This is a genomic window from Spirosoma foliorum, assembly GCF_014117325.1.
GTDB lineage: Bacteria > Bacteroidota > Bacteroidia > Cytophagales > Spirosomataceae > Spirosoma > Spirosoma foliorum.
Map to the genome: position 1 here is coordinate 4,342,457 of NZ_CP059732.1, position 19,883 is coordinate 4,362,339.

At 46.8% G+C, this 19,883-nt stretch carries 20 protein-coding genes and 1 CRISPR repeat array (1 of these 21 cut by a window edge); of the genes, 6 read left to right on the plus strand and 14 right to left on the minus strand.

Features of this window, described 5'->3' with window-relative positions:
* Nucleotides 1–2,196: direct repeats of the CRISPR family, unit length 29 nt; unit sequence CTTTCAATACCCGAAGGTGCGATTGATAC; it begins 9,542 nt to the left of the window's first position.
* A gap of 219 nt (nucleotides 2,197–2,415) precedes the next feature.
* From cas2 to H3H32_RS18525, 14 genes are all read right to left on the minus strand, one after another.
* On the minus strand, nucleotides 2,416–2,679 hold the full coding sequence (gene cas2, locus H3H32_RS18460) for a CRISPR-associated endonuclease Cas2 (RefSeq protein ID WP_182464121.1): 264 nt from the start codon (nucleotides 2,677–2,679) through the stop codon (nucleotides 2,416–2,418).
* A gap of 27 nt (nucleotides 2,680–2,706) precedes the next feature.
* Nucleotides 2,707–3,792 carry a type I-B CRISPR-associated endonuclease Cas1b gene (cas1b, locus tag H3H32_RS18465; RefSeq protein WP_182464122.1) on the minus strand — a complete coding sequence of 362 codons (1,086 nt, stop codon included), beginning with the start codon at nucleotides 3,790–3,792 and terminating at the stop codon, nucleotides 2,707–2,709.
* 67 nt (nucleotides 3,793–3,859) lie between these two features.
* A complete protein-coding gene (gene cas4 / locus H3H32_RS18470) occupies nucleotides 3,860–4,408 on the minus strand; it encodes a CRISPR-associated protein Cas4 (protein WP_182464123.1) in 549 nt (182 codons plus the stop codon).
* Nucleotides 4,408–5,460 (minus strand): CRISPR-associated protein Cas7, encoded by a 1,053-nt coding sequence (locus H3H32_RS18475; protein WP_182464124.1) that lies wholly within the window; start codon nucleotides 5,458–5,460, stop codon nucleotides 4,408–4,410. Before H3H32_RS18475 ends, cas4 begins: the two co-directional genes overlap by 1 nt.
* Before the next feature lie 7 nt (nucleotides 5,461–5,467).
* The gene (locus H3H32_RS18480) at nucleotides 5,468–6,817 is read right to left on the minus strand and encodes a hypothetical protein (protein WP_182464125.1); all 1,350 of its coding nucleotides are present in this window, start codon (nucleotides 6,815–6,817) and stop codon (nucleotides 5,468–5,470) included.
* Nucleotide 6,818: 1 nt separating this feature from the next.
* Nucleotides 6,819–9,059: a CRISPR-associated helicase Cas3' gene (gene cas3 / locus H3H32_RS18485; protein ID WP_182464126.1), complete on the minus strand. Its 2,241-nt coding sequence runs from the start codon at nucleotides 9,057–9,059 to the stop codon at nucleotides 6,819–6,821.
* Nucleotides 9,059–9,625 (minus strand): hypothetical protein, encoded by a 567-nt coding sequence (locus H3H32_RS18490; RefSeq protein WP_182464127.1) that lies wholly within the window; start codon nucleotides 9,623–9,625, stop codon nucleotides 9,059–9,061. Before H3H32_RS18490 ends, cas3 begins: the two co-directional genes overlap by 1 nt.
* A 14-nt stretch (nucleotides 9,626–9,639) precedes the next feature.
* A complete protein-coding gene (gene cas6, locus H3H32_RS18495; RefSeq protein ID WP_182464128.1) occupies nucleotides 9,640–10,308 on the minus strand; it encodes a CRISPR-associated endoribonuclease Cas6 in 669 nt (222 codons plus the stop codon).
* Nucleotides 10,309–10,687: 379 nt separating this feature from the next.
* Entirely contained in the window at nucleotides 10,688–11,692 is a 1,005-nt protein-coding gene (locus tag H3H32_RS18500) for an IS701 family transposase (RefSeq protein WP_182458304.1), read from the minus strand.
* A 38-nt stretch (nucleotides 11,693–11,730) separates the two neighbouring features.
* Nucleotides 11,731–11,880, minus strand: coding sequence for a hypothetical protein (locus H3H32_RS18505; protein WP_182464129.1), 150 nt, complete (start codon nucleotides 11,878–11,880; stop codon nucleotides 11,731–11,733).
* A 138-nt stretch (nucleotides 11,881–12,018) separates the two neighbouring features.
* The gene (locus tag H3H32_RS18510; protein WP_182464130.1) at nucleotides 12,019–12,942 is read right to left on the minus strand and encodes a helix-turn-helix transcriptional regulator; all 924 of its coding nucleotides are present in this window, start codon (nucleotides 12,940–12,942) and stop codon (nucleotides 12,019–12,021) included.
* Between the two features lie 108 nt (nucleotides 12,943–13,050).
* Entirely contained in the window at nucleotides 13,051–13,293 is a 243-nt protein-coding gene (locus tag H3H32_RS18515; protein WP_182464131.1) for a hypothetical protein, read from the minus strand.
* A 2-nt stretch (nucleotides 13,294–13,295) separates the two neighbouring features.
* Nucleotides 13,296–13,565, minus strand: coding sequence for a helix-turn-helix domain-containing protein (locus tag H3H32_RS18520; RefSeq protein WP_182464132.1), 270 nt, complete (start codon nucleotides 13,563–13,565; stop codon nucleotides 13,296–13,298).
* A 146-nt stretch (nucleotides 13,566–13,711) separates the two neighbouring features.
* The gene (locus H3H32_RS18525) at nucleotides 13,712–14,926 is read right to left on the minus strand and encodes a site-specific integrase (protein WP_182464133.1); all 1,215 of its coding nucleotides are present in this window, start codon (nucleotides 14,924–14,926) and stop codon (nucleotides 13,712–13,714) included.
* 247 nt (nucleotides 14,927–15,173) lie between these two features.
* Here H3H32_RS18525 and mnmA point away from each other — a divergent pair, with 247 nt between their 5' ends.
* The 6 genes from mnmA to H3H32_RS18555 all read left to right on the plus strand — a co-directional run bounded on the left by mnmA (nucleotide 15,174) and on the right by H3H32_RS18555 (nucleotide 19,863).
* Entirely contained in the window at nucleotides 15,174–16,319 is a 1,146-nt protein-coding gene (mnmA, locus tag H3H32_RS18530; protein ID WP_182464134.1) for a tRNA 2-thiouridine(34) synthase MnmA, read from the plus strand.
* A 207-nt stretch (nucleotides 16,320–16,526) separates the two neighbouring features.
* Complete coding sequence (locus H3H32_RS18535; RefSeq protein WP_182464135.1) at nucleotides 16,527–17,234, plus strand: 3-keto-disaccharide hydrolase; 708 nt, start codon at nucleotides 16,527–16,529, stop codon at nucleotides 17,232–17,234.
* 79 nt (nucleotides 17,235–17,313) lie between these two features.
* Nucleotides 17,314–17,565: a hypothetical protein gene (locus H3H32_RS18540; protein ID WP_182464136.1), complete on the plus strand. Its 252-nt coding sequence runs from the start codon at nucleotides 17,314–17,316 to the stop codon at nucleotides 17,563–17,565.
* Nucleotides 17,566–17,576: 11 nt separating this feature from the next.
* Nucleotides 17,577–18,257 carry an HAD family hydrolase gene (locus tag H3H32_RS18545; protein ID WP_182464137.1) on the plus strand — a complete coding sequence of 227 codons (681 nt, stop codon included), beginning with the start codon at nucleotides 17,577–17,579 and terminating at the stop codon, nucleotides 18,255–18,257.
* Between the two features lie 120 nt (nucleotides 18,258–18,377).
* Complete coding sequence (locus H3H32_RS18550; RefSeq protein WP_182464138.1) at nucleotides 18,378–19,454, plus strand: agmatine deiminase family protein; 1,077 nt, start codon at nucleotides 18,378–18,380, stop codon at nucleotides 19,452–19,454.
* Between the two features lie 70 nt (nucleotides 19,455–19,524).
* On the plus strand, nucleotides 19,525–19,863 hold the full coding sequence (locus H3H32_RS18555) for an avidin-fold protein (RefSeq protein ID WP_182464139.1): 339 nt from the start codon (nucleotides 19,525–19,527) through the stop codon (nucleotides 19,861–19,863).
* Nucleotides 19,864–19,883: the final 20 nt, after the last annotated feature.

Below are 19,883 nucleotides of genomic sequence, written 5' to 3' on the forward strand. Positions count from 1 at the left end.
TTGAAACTTACCGCGAAAATCTTTCAATACCCGAAGGTGCGATTGATACGGATTTTCTTTTATGACACTGGCATCACCTGTTAGAACTTTCAATACCCGAAGGTGCGATTGATACAAGGCAAACCCGTCGCTAAATCTGTCCACGTTTTAACTTTCAATACCCGAAGGTGCGATTGATACCAGGATTAAAGTAGGTAAGAAGCCAGTCGGTTATACTACTTTCAATACCCGAAGGTGCGATTGATACCCGAGAAGAACATGATTTGTCGACCCAGATCATCTTTCAATACCCGAAGGTGCGATTGATACGCGGGTTCACCATAGTGATGTCCCCCTTGCACCAGCTTTCAATACCCGAAGGTGCGATTGATACCCGCGAAACTGATTGATTGTGGTGAGGAGATATTCTCCTTTCAATACCCGAAGGTGCGATTGATACCACTGTGGGCCATGCTCAGTGGCCATGCAAAGGCCAACTTTCAATACCCGAAGGTGCGATTGATACTATTCTTCCGACTGTTATTGAGGAGTCAAGACAGGAGCTTTCAATACCCGAAGGTGCGATTGATACAGCCGATTAGTTTAGGGGTTTTCATAGTTCAGCATCTTTCAATACCCGAAGGTGCGATTGATACTACTTCACCTAAATCCAAAACATACAAATCAAGATCTTTCAATACCCGAAGGTGCGATTGATACCCCGAACGTGCCTGCCAGGGACCTAGAATCACATACTTTCAATACCCGAAGGTGCGATTGATACTACTTTATTTCTGATGGTGTTATCTCCTGGACTTTTACTTTCAATACCCGAAGGTGCGATTGATACAGTGCCTGAACCCGAATAACCATCGTAAACCACTTCGCCTTTCAATACCCGAAGGTGCGATTGATACCAACTTCAATTGTGCCGTCCTGGACGCGCGCTGGTTACTTTCAATACCCGAAGGTGCGATTGATACTGATCAAGAAGCTGAATCTGCCCCCCTTTCCTCCATGCTTTCAATACCCGAAGGTGCGATTGATACGATCACCACGAGTACCCAGAAAATTGAGATTTCCACCTTTCAATACCCGAAGGTGCGATTGATACCCCCTCGAAACCACTGCCATCGCACTGCTTACAACTTTCAATACCCGAAGGTGCGATTGATACTGAATTTGCCGCGTTTGATGGCGACCTCTTTGGCAACTTTCAATACCCGAAGGTGCGATTGATACCGTGTATAATATTTTGCGTTGGCGGCTGGTTGTACTTTCAATACCCGAAGGTGCGATTGATACCTTGATTTGGATGAACAATACAGTAATCACACCATTTCTTTCAATACCCGAAGGTGCGATTGATACTGCCACCTGCTCCACCATTGCCGAGGTGATTCAAACTTTCAATACCCGAAGGTGCGATTGATACATGAACAGATAGCGGCTATTGAAGCCGTGGCGGTTGACTTTCAATACCCGAAGGTGCGATTGATACAAAAGTAGAATACCGATCATACCGGGCTTTACCAGTTCTTTCAATACCCGAAGGTGCGATTGATACGTTAATCTGAAAAATGTCGCGGCTAATAATACTCCCTTTCAATACCCGAAGGTGCGATTGATACGTTCCAAGATCAATGAGTTGATTTGTCATGCCATCCTTTCAATACCCGAAGGTGCGATTGATACCAAGCAAATTGGCTGCGTCGATTGCTCCTTGAATAGCTTTCAATACCCGAAGGTGCGATTGATACCAGTGCCTGAGAAAGTGTGACCTCATGCCAGGATTCTTTCAATACCCGAAGGTGCGATTGATACTACTTGGAGCACCCGCACTTTGAACTAGTTGATCCTGACTTTCAATACCCGAAGGTGCGATTGATACATTCAAACTTAAATAACACTGAATCTTACCCGATACGACTTTCAATACCCGAAGGTGCGATTGATACTGGCTGCATAGGTTACGTAGGTCCCTGATTGGAACCTTTCAATACCCGAAGGTGCGATTGATACGGTTTTTGAGCAATGTTCCTGACTGGAATGAAAATTTCTTTCAATACCCGAAGGTGCGATTGATACCTGTATCGAAGTATTTGAGGGGCAGGGGTTAAAACCTTTCAATACCCGAAGGTGCGATTGATACGGTAAGGCTCGTTGACCCGGTTGAGGGTCATGTATTCTTTCAATACCCGAAGGTGCGATTGATACCAAGCCCTAAAAAAGCACTGTACGTGCCTTTTAAGAAGGTTTTCAGTCTTAAAAATAACACAAAAAAGCGTCAGCCTATAGTACTGCAAAAAAAGCAGGAAGCTGACGACTTGATAAAAAGGCCGTTATTAATCAGTATGGCCCGATTTCGATAGGTATGCCTTCTAGAACAGGCATTATTCATGCCGAAATAATCTCGCAACTCGACGGGCTGACGACTTATAAAAACCGCGTTCGGTTTACCTCATCAGTACCGAGGGCAATACGTTCGACATAGCGTTCGTCGCGAAACTGATAAAACACCACGCCGTCATTGTCCTGCAAAAGCGCATCCGCTTCCAATTGTAATTGCTTTAACTGACCAACGGTTAGGTCACCTTCAAAGACGGAATTCTGCACCCATGTTAGGTAACGCCGGAATAATTTGAGCATTTTACCCACTCGCTTCTGCTTCACATCATAAACGGCAATACAAAACGGCATAGTTATAACGGTTTAGTATAAACGTTTTTACCACCACATATGAAAACCCTGATATGGATCGCCGACCGGATCGCACAAGTGACGCACAAGTTTGTAGCACTCGTGGCGAATCAGCCGCTCGTAGGATACTTTCTTGTTCATGGTGCGGTGCTGGACGGTCTGGCTTAGGCGCTCATCCCAATGGCTAACCACAATTTTACGTCCGGCCTCGGTTAAATAACAGCCGCCCAGGTATTTCTCAAAATGCCGTGGATTCAGCTCGCCCGTTTTTAGGAGCCGAAAAATCATCCGATCCACCAGCAGGGGTTTAAAGACTTCAGCCAAGTCTAAGGCCAACGAGAATCGTCGGTCGCCAGGTTCATGCAGGTAGGCAATGGTCGGATCGAGAGCTGTCCGGTAAATCTGCCGCAGTACGGTCGAATAGCAGAGCGAGTTGCCAAACGAAATCAGGGCGTTCAACTCATTCGAAGGTGGTCGTCGTTCACGTTTGTTGAAGGGAAACCGGGCCGCTACTTCCGGCCCCAGAAAGTGGGGCCAAAGTCGATAGTACCGATCCCGAATACGCCCTTCAACCGCCATTAGCGTGGGAATATCAACCGTCAGCGGTAGGGCATCTCGGTCTTTTTTCAGTTCCAGTAAGGTAGCTTGCACGGCTGCTTGCTTCTCCCCTGCTAACCGAGGTTGGTAGTATTTGATAACGCGCTCAATGTTGAACAGAGCCGCTTCTACAAAGGCGCGGGCCAATACCAGCCGCCGTTTCGCACTCAGATAATGCCGGGCCTGATCAACGCGCAACCGCCCCGACAACTGCCCCTCCCGAGGGAACAGCGTGGCCGTATAATTGCCATAGTAGTCGTAGAAAAACGTCGGAATACCCTGCTGCCCTAGGAACGTGACGAGTTTGCTGTTGATGTCGATTTCGCCGAACAGGTACAGACTGTCGACGGCTTCGACGGGAAACGGGGATCGGGCACCGTCGGCCTCGGCGGAAGGCAATCCCTCGTCGTCGGGGGCATCATCAGGCAATCGCTCGCCCGTTGTGCGCTCTAGGCATAGGGTATTGTGCTGGCGACGCAATCGGCCGCTTGAAAAAAGGTAGTGTGGTCGTTTCATAGTAGTGAATGAGTGATGATGAACGCGTTACTTTATCCGCCCTCTCGCTTCACTACGGCAGTTTGGCTCATCCATAGCAGAGTTCTTCGAAGGCGCATTTGGTGCAGAATACCCGCTTGGTTAGTCGGGGCGGTGGCGTTTCCTGAGCCGCTATGGACCGGATTGCCGACACGGTAGTGGCTAGTTCCGTGATGTGTTCAGCATCCAGCGTGACAGGTTCTGTCCGGCGCAGCAACGGGTAATCTATTTGACCGGTAAACGGCTGTCCATTGAAACGAGTTACTCCGTTGAGATAAAGTAGCCAGAGGTAGAACCGTAGCTGCCAGCGGTGCGAATCCTCGCAGGCGCGGCCTTTCTTGGTTTCGTGCAAGACACCGTTTTTAAGGTTCGTCCGGTCGATCTTACCGACCAGTTCCGTGCCATCAGGAGCTTCGGCGTCAATGGAGAGGTGCTTCTCGTCGCGGCTGTAGCTGTGGTCATCGAGTAGTCGTCCGAGCGCCACCGCGTCCGACTCCTGCTCCATCCACAACCCCCGCATCGACAGCCACGCTTTGCGGGGACATAACCGATAGTAGCCTACTAGCATCCCACCGATGCGAGGGTTAAGGGTGGTCATCAGTTTTCGTACTTATAAGCTGACAACAATTCGATTAGCCGTTGTTCCGCCTGTTCCATCGCATCGACCGAACCGCTAACACCCGGCACATACCCTTTGCAAGCCAGAGAAGTAAATAAATCAACTCCCTCAATAGGCTCAACAACTGGAATCGCCCGGTAGCTGTTGTCCCTATTTTGTTCAGAGTCCAGGTCGGCTCGAATAGCTCCAGCAATCCGACTGGCATTGTCGCTAATAGTAATAGCCAACATCGTTTGCGGACTGTAAGTACGCGCCTGATTACTAGTGATATGCCAGTTAACTAGTGCCGACGCCAAAGCTGGAATAATTTCCGTTCGACGCTCAGCGGGAGCAATCAGCCGTTCGCCATCAGCGGAGGCTACCCAGCCAGCATCTCGCAGATTTTGTAATGAATCCGCTGTTAGTTCCGGTTCATGTTGATTAACGGAAACACTAAATAACCGATTTAGATCGATGGCAACATCGAAGACAAACAAGCCCGTTGTTCGGGAATTATCTGGAATCCAGTGCCGACGCGGTAACGTGCGTTGTTTTCTGGTTAGATAATCATTAATCTGCTCCTCAGAAAGTGCTTCTCCGGCAGCGTTGATAACGCGTATTGGATTATTGTCCGGTCGGTCACTCCGGTCGAATGTCAAATTTTCGTTTGTCATGCTAACCAGCAATGGGTGCAATGGACGCATAGCCGAAATAGACAGTGGACTACGTCGTTTCAAGGTTACCACGCCCGGACGCGCCCGCATCCAGCCCCCAATCAACTGATCGGCGTACGTTGGATCACAGGGTGACCATGGCTCTTTATTTCCTAACTCGTCTTTGTTATTGATCTCGTAATTGAACGTCACAGGTGCCCGATTCTCTTCCAGCGTTTCGGAGAGCATATCAAGCAACGAGCGTTTTACCTGCTGGCCGCTTGAGTAAGAAACTCGTTTATTAAACGTTGGATCATAGTAGTTTTTCTGTCCATCCTGAACAGCAAAAACAGTATGTTCGGCTATTTTTAAGCCGCGTAGATAAAGGTAAGGTTTCATTTTTCGATTAGTTAGCTTTTGATGTACTGGTGATTAATTTGGCCTCTTCGACTGCGTATTTTAGTTTCAGAAGGGCAATAAAGAGCGGAATATCCGTTAGAGGCATGACCGCAATCATACTGGCTATTTCATTCAGCATTGGGTGCTGATCTGGTATTTTATCAATTAACCTGGCAAAGCGCTCGATCAATTGATTGCGATTAGTAGAGTTCGTTAATTCATTGACTAGATTACTTCCCCCTTTTTTGCCTCGTTGAGTAGGGTCTGACACTTGAATAAGTATGGCAGCTACTTTTTCGCTGAGTTCCAATAATTTCCTGTTGTTTAGCATGGCAGTGATCCAGGTTTCATAAATTTTGTAAGTGATCCATAATGAGTCTTCTTTGTTCTTTGGCGTTTTAAACAGCTTGCTATTCCCACGCGCTCCGGGCATGTATTCGCGCAGGCTTTCTGGCTCAATTGCCTGGACACCGATAGCACCTAATTCGCAGGCTTTTTGAAACCCCATTTCGGTTTCATACAAACTGGCTACTTTTTCATAAGACAAGCCTTCTCGCAAGAGAAAAAGCTGCCGATGAAGTTCACGTAACACCTCAACTATGTCACGCAATTGAATCTGAATGAATCCGACTGTTGTGTTCATCTGGCTGAGCGAATACACATACGCTGTTAGCGGACGTGGAATTTTGTGAGCCAGCGCAAAAATGACACCTACCCACTTCTGCGTTTCCAGACTTGCAATCCCCGAAGCTTTATCTATTTTTACATCAGGCTGATGGCTAAACGGTTCATCGGTCGGTTCGAAATCATCCCGAAATGCATTGGTAATCCACCAACCATTCCAGGTATTAATCTGGTGTGGTTTCAGGTTATGCATCTGCTTCATGAAGGCCCGATAATATTGCCAGCCATCATACAGAGTCAGTAAGACAAGATCATCGTCAACCAGTACGTTTAGTCCGCCACTTACCCCAATTCCTAAAGCTGCTCCAATCCACGAAGCATACACTTCTTCGGGTGAGATGGGTAACAGAATGTCGGTTACCTGCCCCGACGTACCGGCCGTCGCTTCGGCTGCGGCACCGCCCAAAAAGAAGGAACCATCAGGGGTGTCGTGTTGGATTCGCTGATGCTGAGCCGCCAAAACATTCGTCCGCACCACTTCCGTAAGTGGTGTTTTTCCTTTCTGCTTATAGGCTTGATCGAACTTCGAATTATTGACGTGTTGCAAGAATCGTTCGTCGTTGAAGAACAACGTAAAATACTCATTCGAGAAAAAATCCTGCACCGTTCGTTGGGTATGGTCGCGAGTGTTGAGTAATTCAACAAGCCGACGCCCTAGGTAAGCTGTGTACATATCAGATCATTCGTTTAGCTGTAGTTGAGGAAGCTCCCGCGCGCACCGATTCTGGTTTATCGGGCAATACCAGTCCTAGTGTAATACCTTCTGGGTCATATTGATACAAATTATCTGGAATAACGTATGGATAATTACCTGCTTCGAGTGGAGGAAAGGTTTTGGCAGCAACGAAAGCGGCAATACTCTTCCAGGGAACGGGTATCTCTAATTCTTGGCGGTTTATACCCTTCGGTTTTAAGTACGTTTCCCGATCCTTTGCCAGAATGCAAACGGCTCCATCTATTTCAAGAGCAGCAATCAGGTATGACTTCGGACGATGACACAGTTCCCAAATAGGAGCGGTGTGAACATCAATCGGTGGAACAGTAATTTTATCGTATACCTGATTTATGAGTTGCTGCAACTCCGTCTCACGTAGTAATCCATCGGGCAACAAATCAAAACTGCGTCGCACCACATCCGCATCATAAGGCTGGATGTCTTTGTCTGTAGTAGCTGGTGCGATTACGTGAACCGGCTTGTATGTACCAATCGTATCGGAAGTGCGTCGACGGTGAATACGCCCGAAACGCTGAATCAAGCTATCCAATGGAGCGGCATCCGTTACTAGTCGGTCAAACGAAATATCTAAACTTACTTCGACAACCTGTGTAGCAATGACCACGCATGGCCCCTCTGACTTGTCAAATACATCAATCAGGCTTTCCAAATCAGCTCTGTCACACCGTCGGAAACGACTATGAACCAACAATACAGGCACGTTCGGCAATTCTTTTTGCGCCCATTGGTACCGTTCCTGAGCAAGTTTAACCCGATTAGCGACAAACAAGACACGCTCCTTATTTTCACCCGTAACTACTTTTTTCACCAGCGCACGAGCAGATGTTTCATCAAGCAACTTGCTCACTTCATGTCGGTTAAATTTGGTAAGCGCTCGCTTCTTTAACTGAACCTGGTAAACACGTCGGCTACCGCCCAGTGCATTAATGAAATGTTGTTTTAGATCATCAGGAATAGTAGCTGTGCCAATATGCACCCGGCATCCTAACCGTACCAGTTCCTTGACCAACTCAAGTGTCATTGCCCGAGCCAGATTGTCGTATACATGCACCTCATCTAAAATCACGTCGCAGTCAGCAACATCGAGTGCTGCCGCTTCATGACCACTAGTCTTAAATACAATACTAGCCAACTGGTGCGGAGTTGTTACTTTAATACTAGCTCCTGGATTTCGCTGCCGGAATTGTTCTTCTTCAATCTGCTTACCTTTTTCGTCTCGAAGCCTGATCTGTGACGATGCGTGCGCCCGCCGAACATCCGTTTGCTCGTTGCGAGGCAGCCATTTACCATCTTTCTTGTTTAAATTTTCGTTTACTCGAAGGTACATGGCATTGATTGAAGCCTGAAACGGCAACGTATATACGACTCGCCCTAGACAACGGCGTAGCAAAAAGTCTGTCTTTCCAGCCCCCGTCGGCGCAATAACCAGCGTGTGCCGGTTTCGGCGATCCGTTGGCAATAATGAAAGAGGGTGTAAATCAGACTGTCGACTGTAATAAGTGAGATTAGGCCGCTTATAGTAGCTATTAAGAAGTGATTTAGCCTCGTGCATGTGCTCGGAGGCAAAATGGTCAGCACTCATCAGCAAACCTCGCCATCGCGACCGACCAGTAGGTCGACTTTTACAGTACTCAATGGCGTAATCAAACGCTTCTCGGGCCTCTTCGCGGCTGATTAAACGGTAGTTTACCTTGAATGCTTTTACTACAGGTTCTACCCGCGCCGACCAGACTTCCCACACTTCATGGCAACCGCTGTAGGTATAATCGGCGTGCCGGAGAAATACATCATTGGGCCCAAAATCACGTTTCAAATCATTGAGTCCGCGTCTGGATGCGTTATTATTCTGTAATGACTTTAATGATTTATGGTGAGCAACAACCGTATCAATTAGAATAGGCCAATCCCTTCGGTCGAATAAGGGTAGAAAAAGCAGCGACGAAATCTCGTGCCGGTGTGGATCAGATTCATCATTCTCTATTTTGCCAATCTTTCCCTGTAACACGCGCTGAAAATAAGGATGAGCTTTGCCTAGGTCATGCAGTACAGCACCCAATCGAGCTAATCTCGTGTTAAAGCCGTATTCCCGTGCCATTTTCAAAATACAGTCGACCACGTGCTGCGTGTGCTGCAACAGCGTCAATCCTCCCTGTTCGGGACTTTTTGCTAAGAGTTCCATTATTCGAGGGGATCAGCGCCAACGGGTCTACCAATAATCCTCACGGTGCCATACATCGGTTGATTCGCCTGAAAGCGGTCATATCCGACCATAACCGCCGATGAGCCTTCACCAAACAAAAGTTCGAAGCCAGGAATTTGGTCAAACTCGTCAGCGGACATAGTCAGTACCAAACCATCTGGTAGCAATACATCCTCATTTCGACATAAACAGACATGTTGCTCAGCTGCCAGTTCGGCATCTTCAGGGGTCGAAAAAGCCAGATGCAAGACTGGATTCAGCATAACACCCCGTATCAGAATTGATTGCTCCCGCGTTGCCCGTTTCCGTTTGGCTTCGATAACAAACGCCCTTGATTGCGTCCGTTCCTGTTGCTGATCAATTTTGGCATACGACAATCGATGCCGCAGAATTACCTCTACCCCCAGTTTTTGCCGAATACCTTCAACAATACTTGGCGTCAGAAACTGCTGGCTGAATGTTCGTTCATCGCGCACAGCGGTCCAAGGTTTGATGTAGCCGAAGGGTCCGGTATAGCGGACGACATAGTAAAGTTCTTGGCTCATAATGGGTTATCGGATTAACGTAATGCGCCAAAACCACTGCCTGTTAATTCACCAAGTCCCACCGTCCAGGCAAAATGTAGTGCATCGGGAGTTCCCTCAACAATCACCGGGCATTCACTTCCCCGATGATTAGTACCTTTAATAGCGATCTTTCGAGTGCGGGCAGTTTGGTAGGTACGATCGAACGAAACTGTAACGCCGAGATCGGCTCCAGAAAAGCCAGCCGCTATAAGTTTGCGCTGAAATGACTGGGTTAGCGCCTGATCAGTAGCTGGATCATCCCAGAGTAGATAGGCTCGCGAGCCATCGGGCCGTTTTTGGCGAATGACAATCGAGGAGCCGTCTGTCAGGAAATAATGCTGGGCTTGAAACGGTGGTGGGGCTACCTCACGAATCTCATAAATCTGCATACCAAAGCCCAACTCAGGTTGGTCCAATATACCTTTTAGTAGTTGCCGAGCTTTCTCGTCATCAAAAAAAGATATGTTCCAATTGGCTCCTTTGGGGAAACGTAAGGAAGCATTGCGACTTTCGCCCCCTCGTAACCAGCCGAAGCTATATAAACTCAAGCCATCGTGAATATCGTTTCGGCCTAGCCATTTGTGCAAAGCACCAGTAAGCTGGTGTAAATGGTCGTAGGGAACCGGTTGGGTATTGGGCGTTAGTTGTAGTTGAAGACGCATAGGTGGTTTAGAAGGTTGTTATTTGCCGTTAATAAGCGATGTGGGTCAAAGGTGAATGACCATTCCGCCAGAAATTGACGGTTTACAGAAAAAAATACCCGAAGGTGCGATTGATGATTGGGGTGAATTAATATCCCCTATGCACTACTAATTTCAATACCCGTAACGGGTGCGATTAATTACATTGTGAATAGTTTGGCACTAGAAGCTATGAAAGCACTGATATCCAGGGCATTTGATAAAAAGATGCGATCACAGCTTGGCTGACAATCCCTCAATAATATGACTTTAGGGCACCCTAGAAGGTTAATGCAAATACTAGCCAAATCTTTGTCTTGAGTAATAACCAATGATGGTGAAAATTCTATAATTTTAGGACTTACGCAAAGGCAACTGAAGGATTCGCCAACTCTTGACGAAGGTAAGCATCTAATAAGCCTTGTTTGAGTTGGTAAACCGTTTTCTTAGTCTGATAAGCCAACTGTTTAAAACGTAACCAAGTCAGAGCCGCTAAGCCAATGTGATTGCGTTGACTACGAGCTAATCGACATTGACAACATTCCAGACCCGTGATCTGCTTATCTTCTCGATGAAACTGCTCAATTGTCCAACGAATACCACTTTTTTCTTCAGCGGCACTCGTCTCATTTTGAGCTAAATCGTTGGTGACGATATAGTCCGTCCGGTGGGTAGACACCAGTACGCGGAACAGTTTAAGATAGGTGTTTTGAGGCATCTTGTGTACTTTAACCAGCTTACCCTGCTGCACCTGTTGAGCTGACCAGCTCAGATAGCTGACAGGTTGATACGATTCTTTGCCACCTGAATCATCGACCTTACGGTTGCTCTTGATAGGACAGTAAAACAGTTTTTCATTGGTAATGAGCCACTTGAAGAGGTCGGTCACAGCATACCAACTGTCCATTAAGACGATTCGATAACTGATCTGGCGGGGTGCTAGTTGGTTAAGCATGTCCAACACATGATCCAACTTGCTTTTTCCATCCTCATCGGGATTAAAAATACGGTAGTCAATGAGCCAGAACTGATTAATTTTAGGATTGAAGTAGACACAATTAACCACACCGATGCCTTTGATGATTCCATGAGCATTTCCACTGTATTGCCGACGAACCAGTTCAATTTTATGACTATGTTCTTTATTGAGCACGGTATCATCAAAGAGGATATAGCCATCGGTATCCAGTTGAATTTGGTGGCGGACATGTTGCCAGACCTGGCGAGGTGCCACTCGGCTAGCTTTGAGAAAGTACTGCACATTGTCATGGGTGATCCCTTCCAGGTGATCAGCCAAGTAGGTAGCCGTATAGTTGATCTGGCTACTCAGTAGAAACTGTCCGTAAAGTTGTGCGGTGACCTTCAAGCTATTTTTTATTTCAATTTACCACTTTTGCGTAAGTCCTAAATTTGCTGAATCACTTCTTCATTGTCATATTTTTTGCTCTGGTTTTCAGAAATTATTATCAACTCACTCTTATCAAAGAATGTGAGCGTCCGGAGCGTCCGTCGAAAAATAGGTTGGATTTCTGGAGTAACTACTACTAGCTTCATAGTATCTTGAGTTTATTTCCTGATTTTCACAACTATAACAAAAGTAATTTTGTTCAGCCTTACACAGAAAATAAATCCAAATTTTTCGTTAATTTCTACTTTGCATTACTACGGTATGTTATGACTATAATAAGATAATCAAAAGTATTTCTTTGTCATCATTTCTACACGCGCAGCCATTTTCTCTCGCAGTTCAGCTGGTTCCATCACTTCGACCAGTTCGCCAAAAGCCAGAATTTCACGTTCAAGTTCGTGGTTGAGAATGACGGTCAATTCGAGATCAACAAAATCGGGGGTTTCCTGAATCAGCCGCTGACTACTGTGCAACGGTAGTGAACGGACGTAGTTGGCTTCGCTGGTCTGGAAGCGCAGGATCACCCGTTGAGGTTCGAGGTCAGGCGGACAGGTTACTCCGATAGCGTGTCGGCGGTCGGTTCGACGCTGGCCAGTATGGGCGGTGGAAATAGGCTGATCGGTTAGTGTAAGTCCGTGTAACCGATCTAGGCCGAAGGTGCGTGGCCGATTGGCTTCCAGATCAAAACAATCCAGATAAAATCGATTACGGTACTCCAGCAGTAAATCCGGTTCTACCCGCCGGAGCTTTCCTTCGTCGGCCTCTTTTTCAAACTTTCGGTAGACAAACTCCACACAGCGACCTGTTTGTAGTGCCTGCCATAACAGAGGCAAATGTCCGTTGCCTGTAAACTGTGTGTTATGCTCAAGTTGCAAATAGCGCCCAATGCCCCGAATACTCGCTACCGACGACGTCAGAAACTCCAACCGTTCTCGTCGTTCGAGCAGTTGTACAAACTGCTCGAAGTCAGCCACATCTTCATCGGTTGGCAGATCGAGGTAATAGCCCCCTTTGCGCCGGTCATTCCGAATGTAAATTTGATAGACCGCTCCAATCGCCCGAATGTCTCGCTCGACGGTCCGTTCCGAAACCGCATCGAAGTCCTCACTGAGTTGAGCAACCAGCTTTTTGAGGGACGGATACAAAAAAGGTCGGTCGACCATGCGAATGATGTGCAGTCGTCGACGCAGAGTTTGGATTTGATCCATTAAAGAAAAGGTTATAGACAAACGTAAGGTCAACGAATGAAAGTTTATGTCGTTGACTACACTAGGGAAACAAAGATGATTTCCGAATAAATGATGTGTTGATTAGAATTATCGCTTTCTTCTAATCGTCTGCTTCTGCCGTTCACGGATAGCTTTCATTTCAGCAACGAGTTTTTCATGCTCGTACTGGGTTTTCCCGTGTACCATAGCCCTGCTGTAATCGTTCGGAGGATTGTCGCTTGGGGATTTCAGAATTTTGTCCAGTAGTTCCGGCTCATGTTTGGCCAGTTGGTAGCCATGATTATAACCTTTTACGAACTCCGGGGATGGTTCTTCTTCGTCTTCTGTCATGGCTAAAAGGTTGCTTTGGAGTGGCGAGATAAGTAGTCGTTGATTGAATCACTGTCGTATAGAATGATCTTTCTCTCAGGCTGCGAAAACCGGATGCTGCCTTCGTCACGGAGCTTCTGCAAAGTCGTTTTGCTCTGGATACGCAGTTTCTGCATGGCTTCGCTGCCTGAAATCCATTTATCATCCTTAGCCACTTTCCGTTGCTCGACTCGTTCAATAACCTTATCGATCAGGGCATAAAAGGCTTCATCGTGTAGACAGATAACTTCCATTTGTTTTTTAGGCCAAAATAGAAAATCTGATGGAAAAAGCACCGATAACTGAATGACTACTCTTTATAGCGGAGAAGGCGCTATACTCATTAATCAGCGACCATTTATGAATTATTCCGTTTTGACGCAAAGTCAAAACGGAATAATTATAATCCGATAACAGCCTCCAAGGCTTCATCAGCGTCTTTGTGAATAAAATGCCCCTGATAACCAATCGTTGTTGTAATCGATGTATGCCGGTAAAGTTTTTGTAATTGCTGAATCGATATTTTGTCACCTGACAGATTACCAAACGTGTGGCGGGCAATATGCATAGTCAAGCTTTTGTCGATCTTGACAAACCTGGCAATGTCTTGAAGGTTTTTGTCTAACCGTTTAATAGCAAAAGCAATTTTACGTTGAACTTCGTATCCGTTACTTATATCATCAATAGGCTGCAATTCAGGAAAGACCAAATCATGTTTAGTGTTTTTAGGATATTGTTCAATGATTTTAAGTGCTTTTTCGGGCACTTTGAGTGATCCACTTTTGGCATTCTTCCCCATTGTATAATGTAATCGGCCATTTTGAAAGTCTGAATGTTTTAAGCGCAACACATCTGATGCTCTCATACCGGCAAACCAAAAAGATATGAGCCACATATTTCGCGCATGAGTCCAGTAAGGGCGGCATGAAGACAGATCAGCATTTTCCAGTTTAGCTACGTCTTCAGCATTCAATCCGATTTTTACTGACTCAGGAATCTTAATACCAACCTTCCCTTTGCCAAAGGGGTAGTATTTTTGATCAACAAGTCCTTCAGCAATTGCCTGATTAAAGATGGTTCTGACCAGGACAAGATGATTAGCAATAGTCCGTTCGCCAACCTGTCGAGAACCCTTCAAATAAGACTTGAATTTATTCAGCAATGATACGGTGATCTCTGGAAACGTAATATCCTTATCCTTTAAGAAATCGCGAAAATGATTGATCCGTGGCTGTTCGGTGCTGACTCGGTTGTATTTTCCCTGCTTGCGCATATTCTCAATAAACGTTTCTGCTAAGGCAAAGAAGGAAGCACTTTGAGAGGATTTTAGCTGTTTACGAACGGCTTTGGAGGATACAGCTTTGTGCTGGGTACCCATTTCTAACAACTTGTCATTAGCTTCCGCTCTTTTCTGTAGGATTTCGTTATTCAGTCGAACTGAATTGGGATGTGATTTGCGAACTTTCTGTTGAGCTGCATCCCAATCAGCTTCCCGTATTTGTTGCCCCAAATAGATATACGATGATTTCCGGTCGATGGTGACGCGTATGGCGAGCGGAAAAACACCAGTCTGATTAGCTTTCTTCCGTAAAACGACTTTGAGTGAGGAGGCCATAGAATTATCCGTATAGTCTGAATGGATTTCCGTCAAAAATTGTTAGACTGTATCTTTGGGCACTGCTATCTAACACAAAGATAACCAAATGGTACAACAAATTGGTACAACATAGGTACAACAAATAGTGGTTTTGCCTGTTTTTATACGATTTGATAGCTTTTTAAATACGCTGATTATCAGCACATATCAATACAAATAGTACCATATTAAACCATAAATCGCGGGGCTTTGAACCCCGGCAGAGATGAGCAAACACGGACGAATTCTGGTCGCCATGAGTGGCGGCATCGATTCTTCGCTGGCAGCGGTATTGTTGCACGAAGAAGGGTACGAGGTCATTGGCATGACCATGAAAACCTGGGATTATGCTTCCTCAGGTGGTACAAAAAAAGAAACCGGCTGTTGCAGCCTCGACAGCATCAACGACGCCCGCAACATTGCGGTTAGTCTCGGTTTCCCCCACTACATTCTGGACATTCGGGAAGAATTCGGCGATGCCGTTATCGACCATTTTACGGGTGAATACCTCGAAGGTCGTACACCTAACCCCTGCGTTATGTGCAACACGCACATCAAGTGGGACGCCCTCCTACGTCGAGCCGACCGCCTTGATTGCGAGTCGATTGCAACTGGGCATTATGCCCATATCAGAACGGAGAATGGCCGCCATATTCTGTCCAAAGGCGTTGATAGCCTGAAAGACCAATCCTATGTATTATGGGGTGTATCGCAGGAGAGTTTAAGCCGAACAAAATTGCCGTTGGGCCATTTGCGCAAATCTGAAATTCGTGAGATGGCTACCGAACGGGGCTTTATCGAACTGGTTACCAAATCAGAATCATACGAAATCTGCTTCGTGCCCGACAACGATTACCGGGGCTTTTTGAAACGCCGGATGCCGGGTCTGGAAGCCGAAGTAGCAGGCGGCAATTTCGTGATGGAAGGTACTGGTAAAATTCTCGGCAAACATCAGGGCTACCCCTTCTATACAATTGGCCAACGTAAGGGACTTGGTATGGCGTTTGGCCAGCCGATGTTCGTTACCGAAATCCGGAAAGATACCAATGAAGTCGTACTAGGCGTCGACAAAGATCTGCTTCGCGATGGTATGATTGTCAGCAAGCTGAATCTGCAAAAGTACGATCACATCAATGGACCGCTCGAAACCGTGACTAAAGTGCGTTACAAAGACTCCGGCACTCCAGCGACCATTTCGCAAACGGGCGACAAAATTGAGGTTCTTTTCAAGGAAGGCGTATCGGCTATTGCACCCGGACAAGCGGCTGTATTTTACGAAGGCAACGACGTTATTGGCGGGGGCTGGATTATGAAAAGCTTCCGGCAAAACGACCCTTCATTCGATCTGGCGCAGATCGCCGTGGGTGCCTGATATTTTTCGACAGGATTTTCAGGATTTGTTGACCGAAGAGATTAGCAAAACAAATCCTGAAAATCCTGTTAATCCTGTCAGAAAAACTTGTCTTACATCTAGATACACAGTACCGAGAGCTTTTACGTTTTCTCTGTGTACTTTGCGTCTTTGTGTTTAAAATCGAAACGGCTACTTTACGAATAGACTATTTCCCTAATGCTTTTCATGAAAAAATATCTGTTGTTCATTGGTTTCGCGCTGGCATTAACGAATCAGCTTTTTGCCCAAACGACTCCAACCGTTCCAGTTCCAAAAGGCCACCCAAACCCCAGCGGTGCCGGTTGGAAACCCCTCTTTGCCAGTGATCTTTCTGATGCCGGTTTTCCCAAAGGCGTCTGGACTGTCGACGATGGGGGTGTTCTGACAGCTTCGGCCGATAAAACCATCTGGACAGCAGTACCTTATGACGACTTTGTTCTGGATTTATTTTTCAAAACGGCCGATGGAACCAACAGTGGTGTAGTTGTTCATGCCAGCGATACGACCAACTGGATTCCTAATTCAGTAGAGATTCAGATTGCCGACGATCACGCAAAAAAATGGGCCGATTCGCCAACGAACTGGCAATGTGGTGCGTTTTTTGGTCATCAGGCGGCTATCAAACAACAAGTTGTTAAGAAGCCCGACGAATGGAACCGGTATACGATCACCTGCCAGGGCAAGATGATTTATGTGGTGCTCAATAACCAGTTGGTGAATACCATCGATCTGTCAAAGTTTACCTCGGCTAAAAGCAACCCCGATGGTTCGTCCGTACCGGAATGGCTTAGTAAACCACCCGCCGACTTACCACTTCATGGCTATATCGGCTTACAGGGGAAACACGCCGGAGCACCTATCTATTTCCGAAATCTGAAAATCAAAGCATTATAAGTAACGCGGACATCCTGTCCGCATAGCGTCAAATTAGTAGAGGCTACTGCGGACAGGATGTCCGCGTTACATTACTCCCATGCAAACCGAACCAGTAACTCGCCATAGCCCTGCGCTACCAGAATTGCGTTTTTCGCTTAGCCTTCTGTACATAGGCCGGTTTCTGTTAGGCATGAATGCGTCCTCATCCACTACTGATGAAGGGATCGATGCCTTCGATGAGCGGATTGAGGAGGTTACGGATGAATTGGTTTCTACAGAATTACTCCATGAAGCGGCTGTGCTGGCCGGAGATATTTTACCCACAGCTACTCCAGACAACCTGAATTAAATTTTAGTCTAATGCCCGATTCTTCTTTCGCCCCTACCTGGGCGGCTCTTTTCGATATGGACGGTGTATTGATCGACAATTCCGATTTTCATATCAATGCCTGGTTACAGTTTGCTCAACAGCACAATCGTCCACTTACCAAAGACCAATACCTCGAAAATATCAACGGTCGTGTATCTGCCGACGCTATGGCCTACGTATTTCAGCGGCCCATTTCACCGGGTGAGCTGATCGTACTGACGGAAGAAAAAGAAGCCATTTATCGGGAATTATATCGACCGCATCTTCAGCCAGCACCGGGTTTGCTGGACTTTCTGACAGCTTTAAAAACGCAACACGTTAAACTGGCCGTAGGCACATCAGCCCCAGAAAGTAATGTCTTGTTCACATTAGATGGCCTGCCCTTACGCCCTTATTTCGACGCGATCGTGGACGCCAGCATGGTGCACAAAGGCAAACCCGACCCCGAAATCTATCTGACTGCCGCCAACCGAGTGGGTGTTGAACCAGCCCGATGTGTTGTATTCGAAGATGCGTTTGCAGGTATTGAAGCCGGATTACAGGCAGGTATGAAAGTCATTGCCCTGGCAACAACCCATACGCGGGATGAGCTAGCAGACACAGGTGCGTCGTTGATTGTTGAGGATTTTACGCAATTAACCGTCGAGGCAGTGCACGCGTTAGTTGGCTAAGCATATAGAAGTGGTTTTTAGATTCGATACGCACCATCCCACAATCATGAAGAAGCACTCATTCTGCTTATCGGGGTGCGTATTTTGTTGTACTTTTGTGGACGAATTTTTAGCGTTCGCATGAAGATACAGCCATTGATTGAATCGACAAATCAAGAGTTTATACCAGCCCGCGAGGGCTTTTTCTTTCCTCCCGAGTGGCATCCACACGTGGCAACCTGGCTCAGTTGGCCCCATACAGAAGCCTCCTGGACGCGCGAGCGGCAGGAGTTGATGTTTCCGGCCTATATTGAGTTTATCAAGGCCATCGCCGAAAGCGAGCACGTGTGCATCAATGCGCATAACGACATTGTGATGCAGGCAGCAAAATTGCGTTTACTCGCTGCGGGCGCTGATATGAGCCGCATTACGCTCTTGCCCCATCCAACGAACGATTCGTGGTGCCGCGATCATGGGCCGGCTTTCCTCATTAATCCTGAGAAAAAAGAGCGGATGATCGTTAACTGGGGATACAATGCCTGGGGAGGAAAATATCCGCCTTACGATCGGGACGACCTAATTCCGGTAGAAATTGCCCATTATCGTGGTTTGGAATATGTTACGCCCGGCATCATTATGGAAGGTGGTTCTGTAGAGTTCAACGGTGCCGGAACGGTGCTGACAAGCCGAGCCTGCCTGCTCAATCAGAACCGAAATGCACACTTAACACAGGCCCAAATCGAGCAGTATTTGTGCAACTACTACGGTGTGCAACAGGTGCTTTGGGTAGAAGAAGGCATTGTAGGCGACGATACCGATGGCCACATTGACGATACAGTCCGGTTTGTGAACGAGGACACAGTTATTGCCGCTTACGAATCGAATCCGAACGACGCCAATTACCCATTCCTACAGGAAATTCATCAGGAATTGAAGGAAATGCGACTACTGAATGGCAAGCAGCTTAACATTGTTGAACTACCCATGCCCGATCCGGTTGAGAGTGATGGACTGCGCCTTCCCGCATCCTATGCCAATTTCCTGATTACGAACGGATCGGTCATCGTGCCAACGTTCCGATGCGCCAAGGATCAGCAGGCTTTAGACATCATCGGCACCTGCTTTCCTGATCGTAAAATTGTCGGCATCGATTCAACCGATATCGTCTGGGGCTTGGGAAGTTTCCATTGTTTAAGCCAGCAGGAGCCAGTTGTTTAACTGATATATGATATATAATGCAGGATGTATTTCTGCTTATATATCATACATCCTACATCCTATATAACTCGTGTACAACAACAAAACCTTCCGCTCCGTCACCAATACGCCCAATGGCGAAGTGAGTGGCGACACGCTTTTTCATTACCATCAGGAAGGCTCAATTGTGTGGGCAGAGTATAGTGGCGGGGCTATCGTCAAAGGATTTCTGATAGCAACATTGCGGGAAAACAATTGCCTGGATATGCGATACCAGCACGTCAATAATCAGGGAGAATTGATGACTGGTCAATGCCACTCCACACCCGAGCTGCTCGCTGATGGGCGTATTCGCCTTAACGAACGCTGGCAGTGGACTAGTGGCGACAACTCATCGGGCGAATCTGTAGTTGAAGAAGTTGTCGAATGAATTGACAAAATCACGCGAAT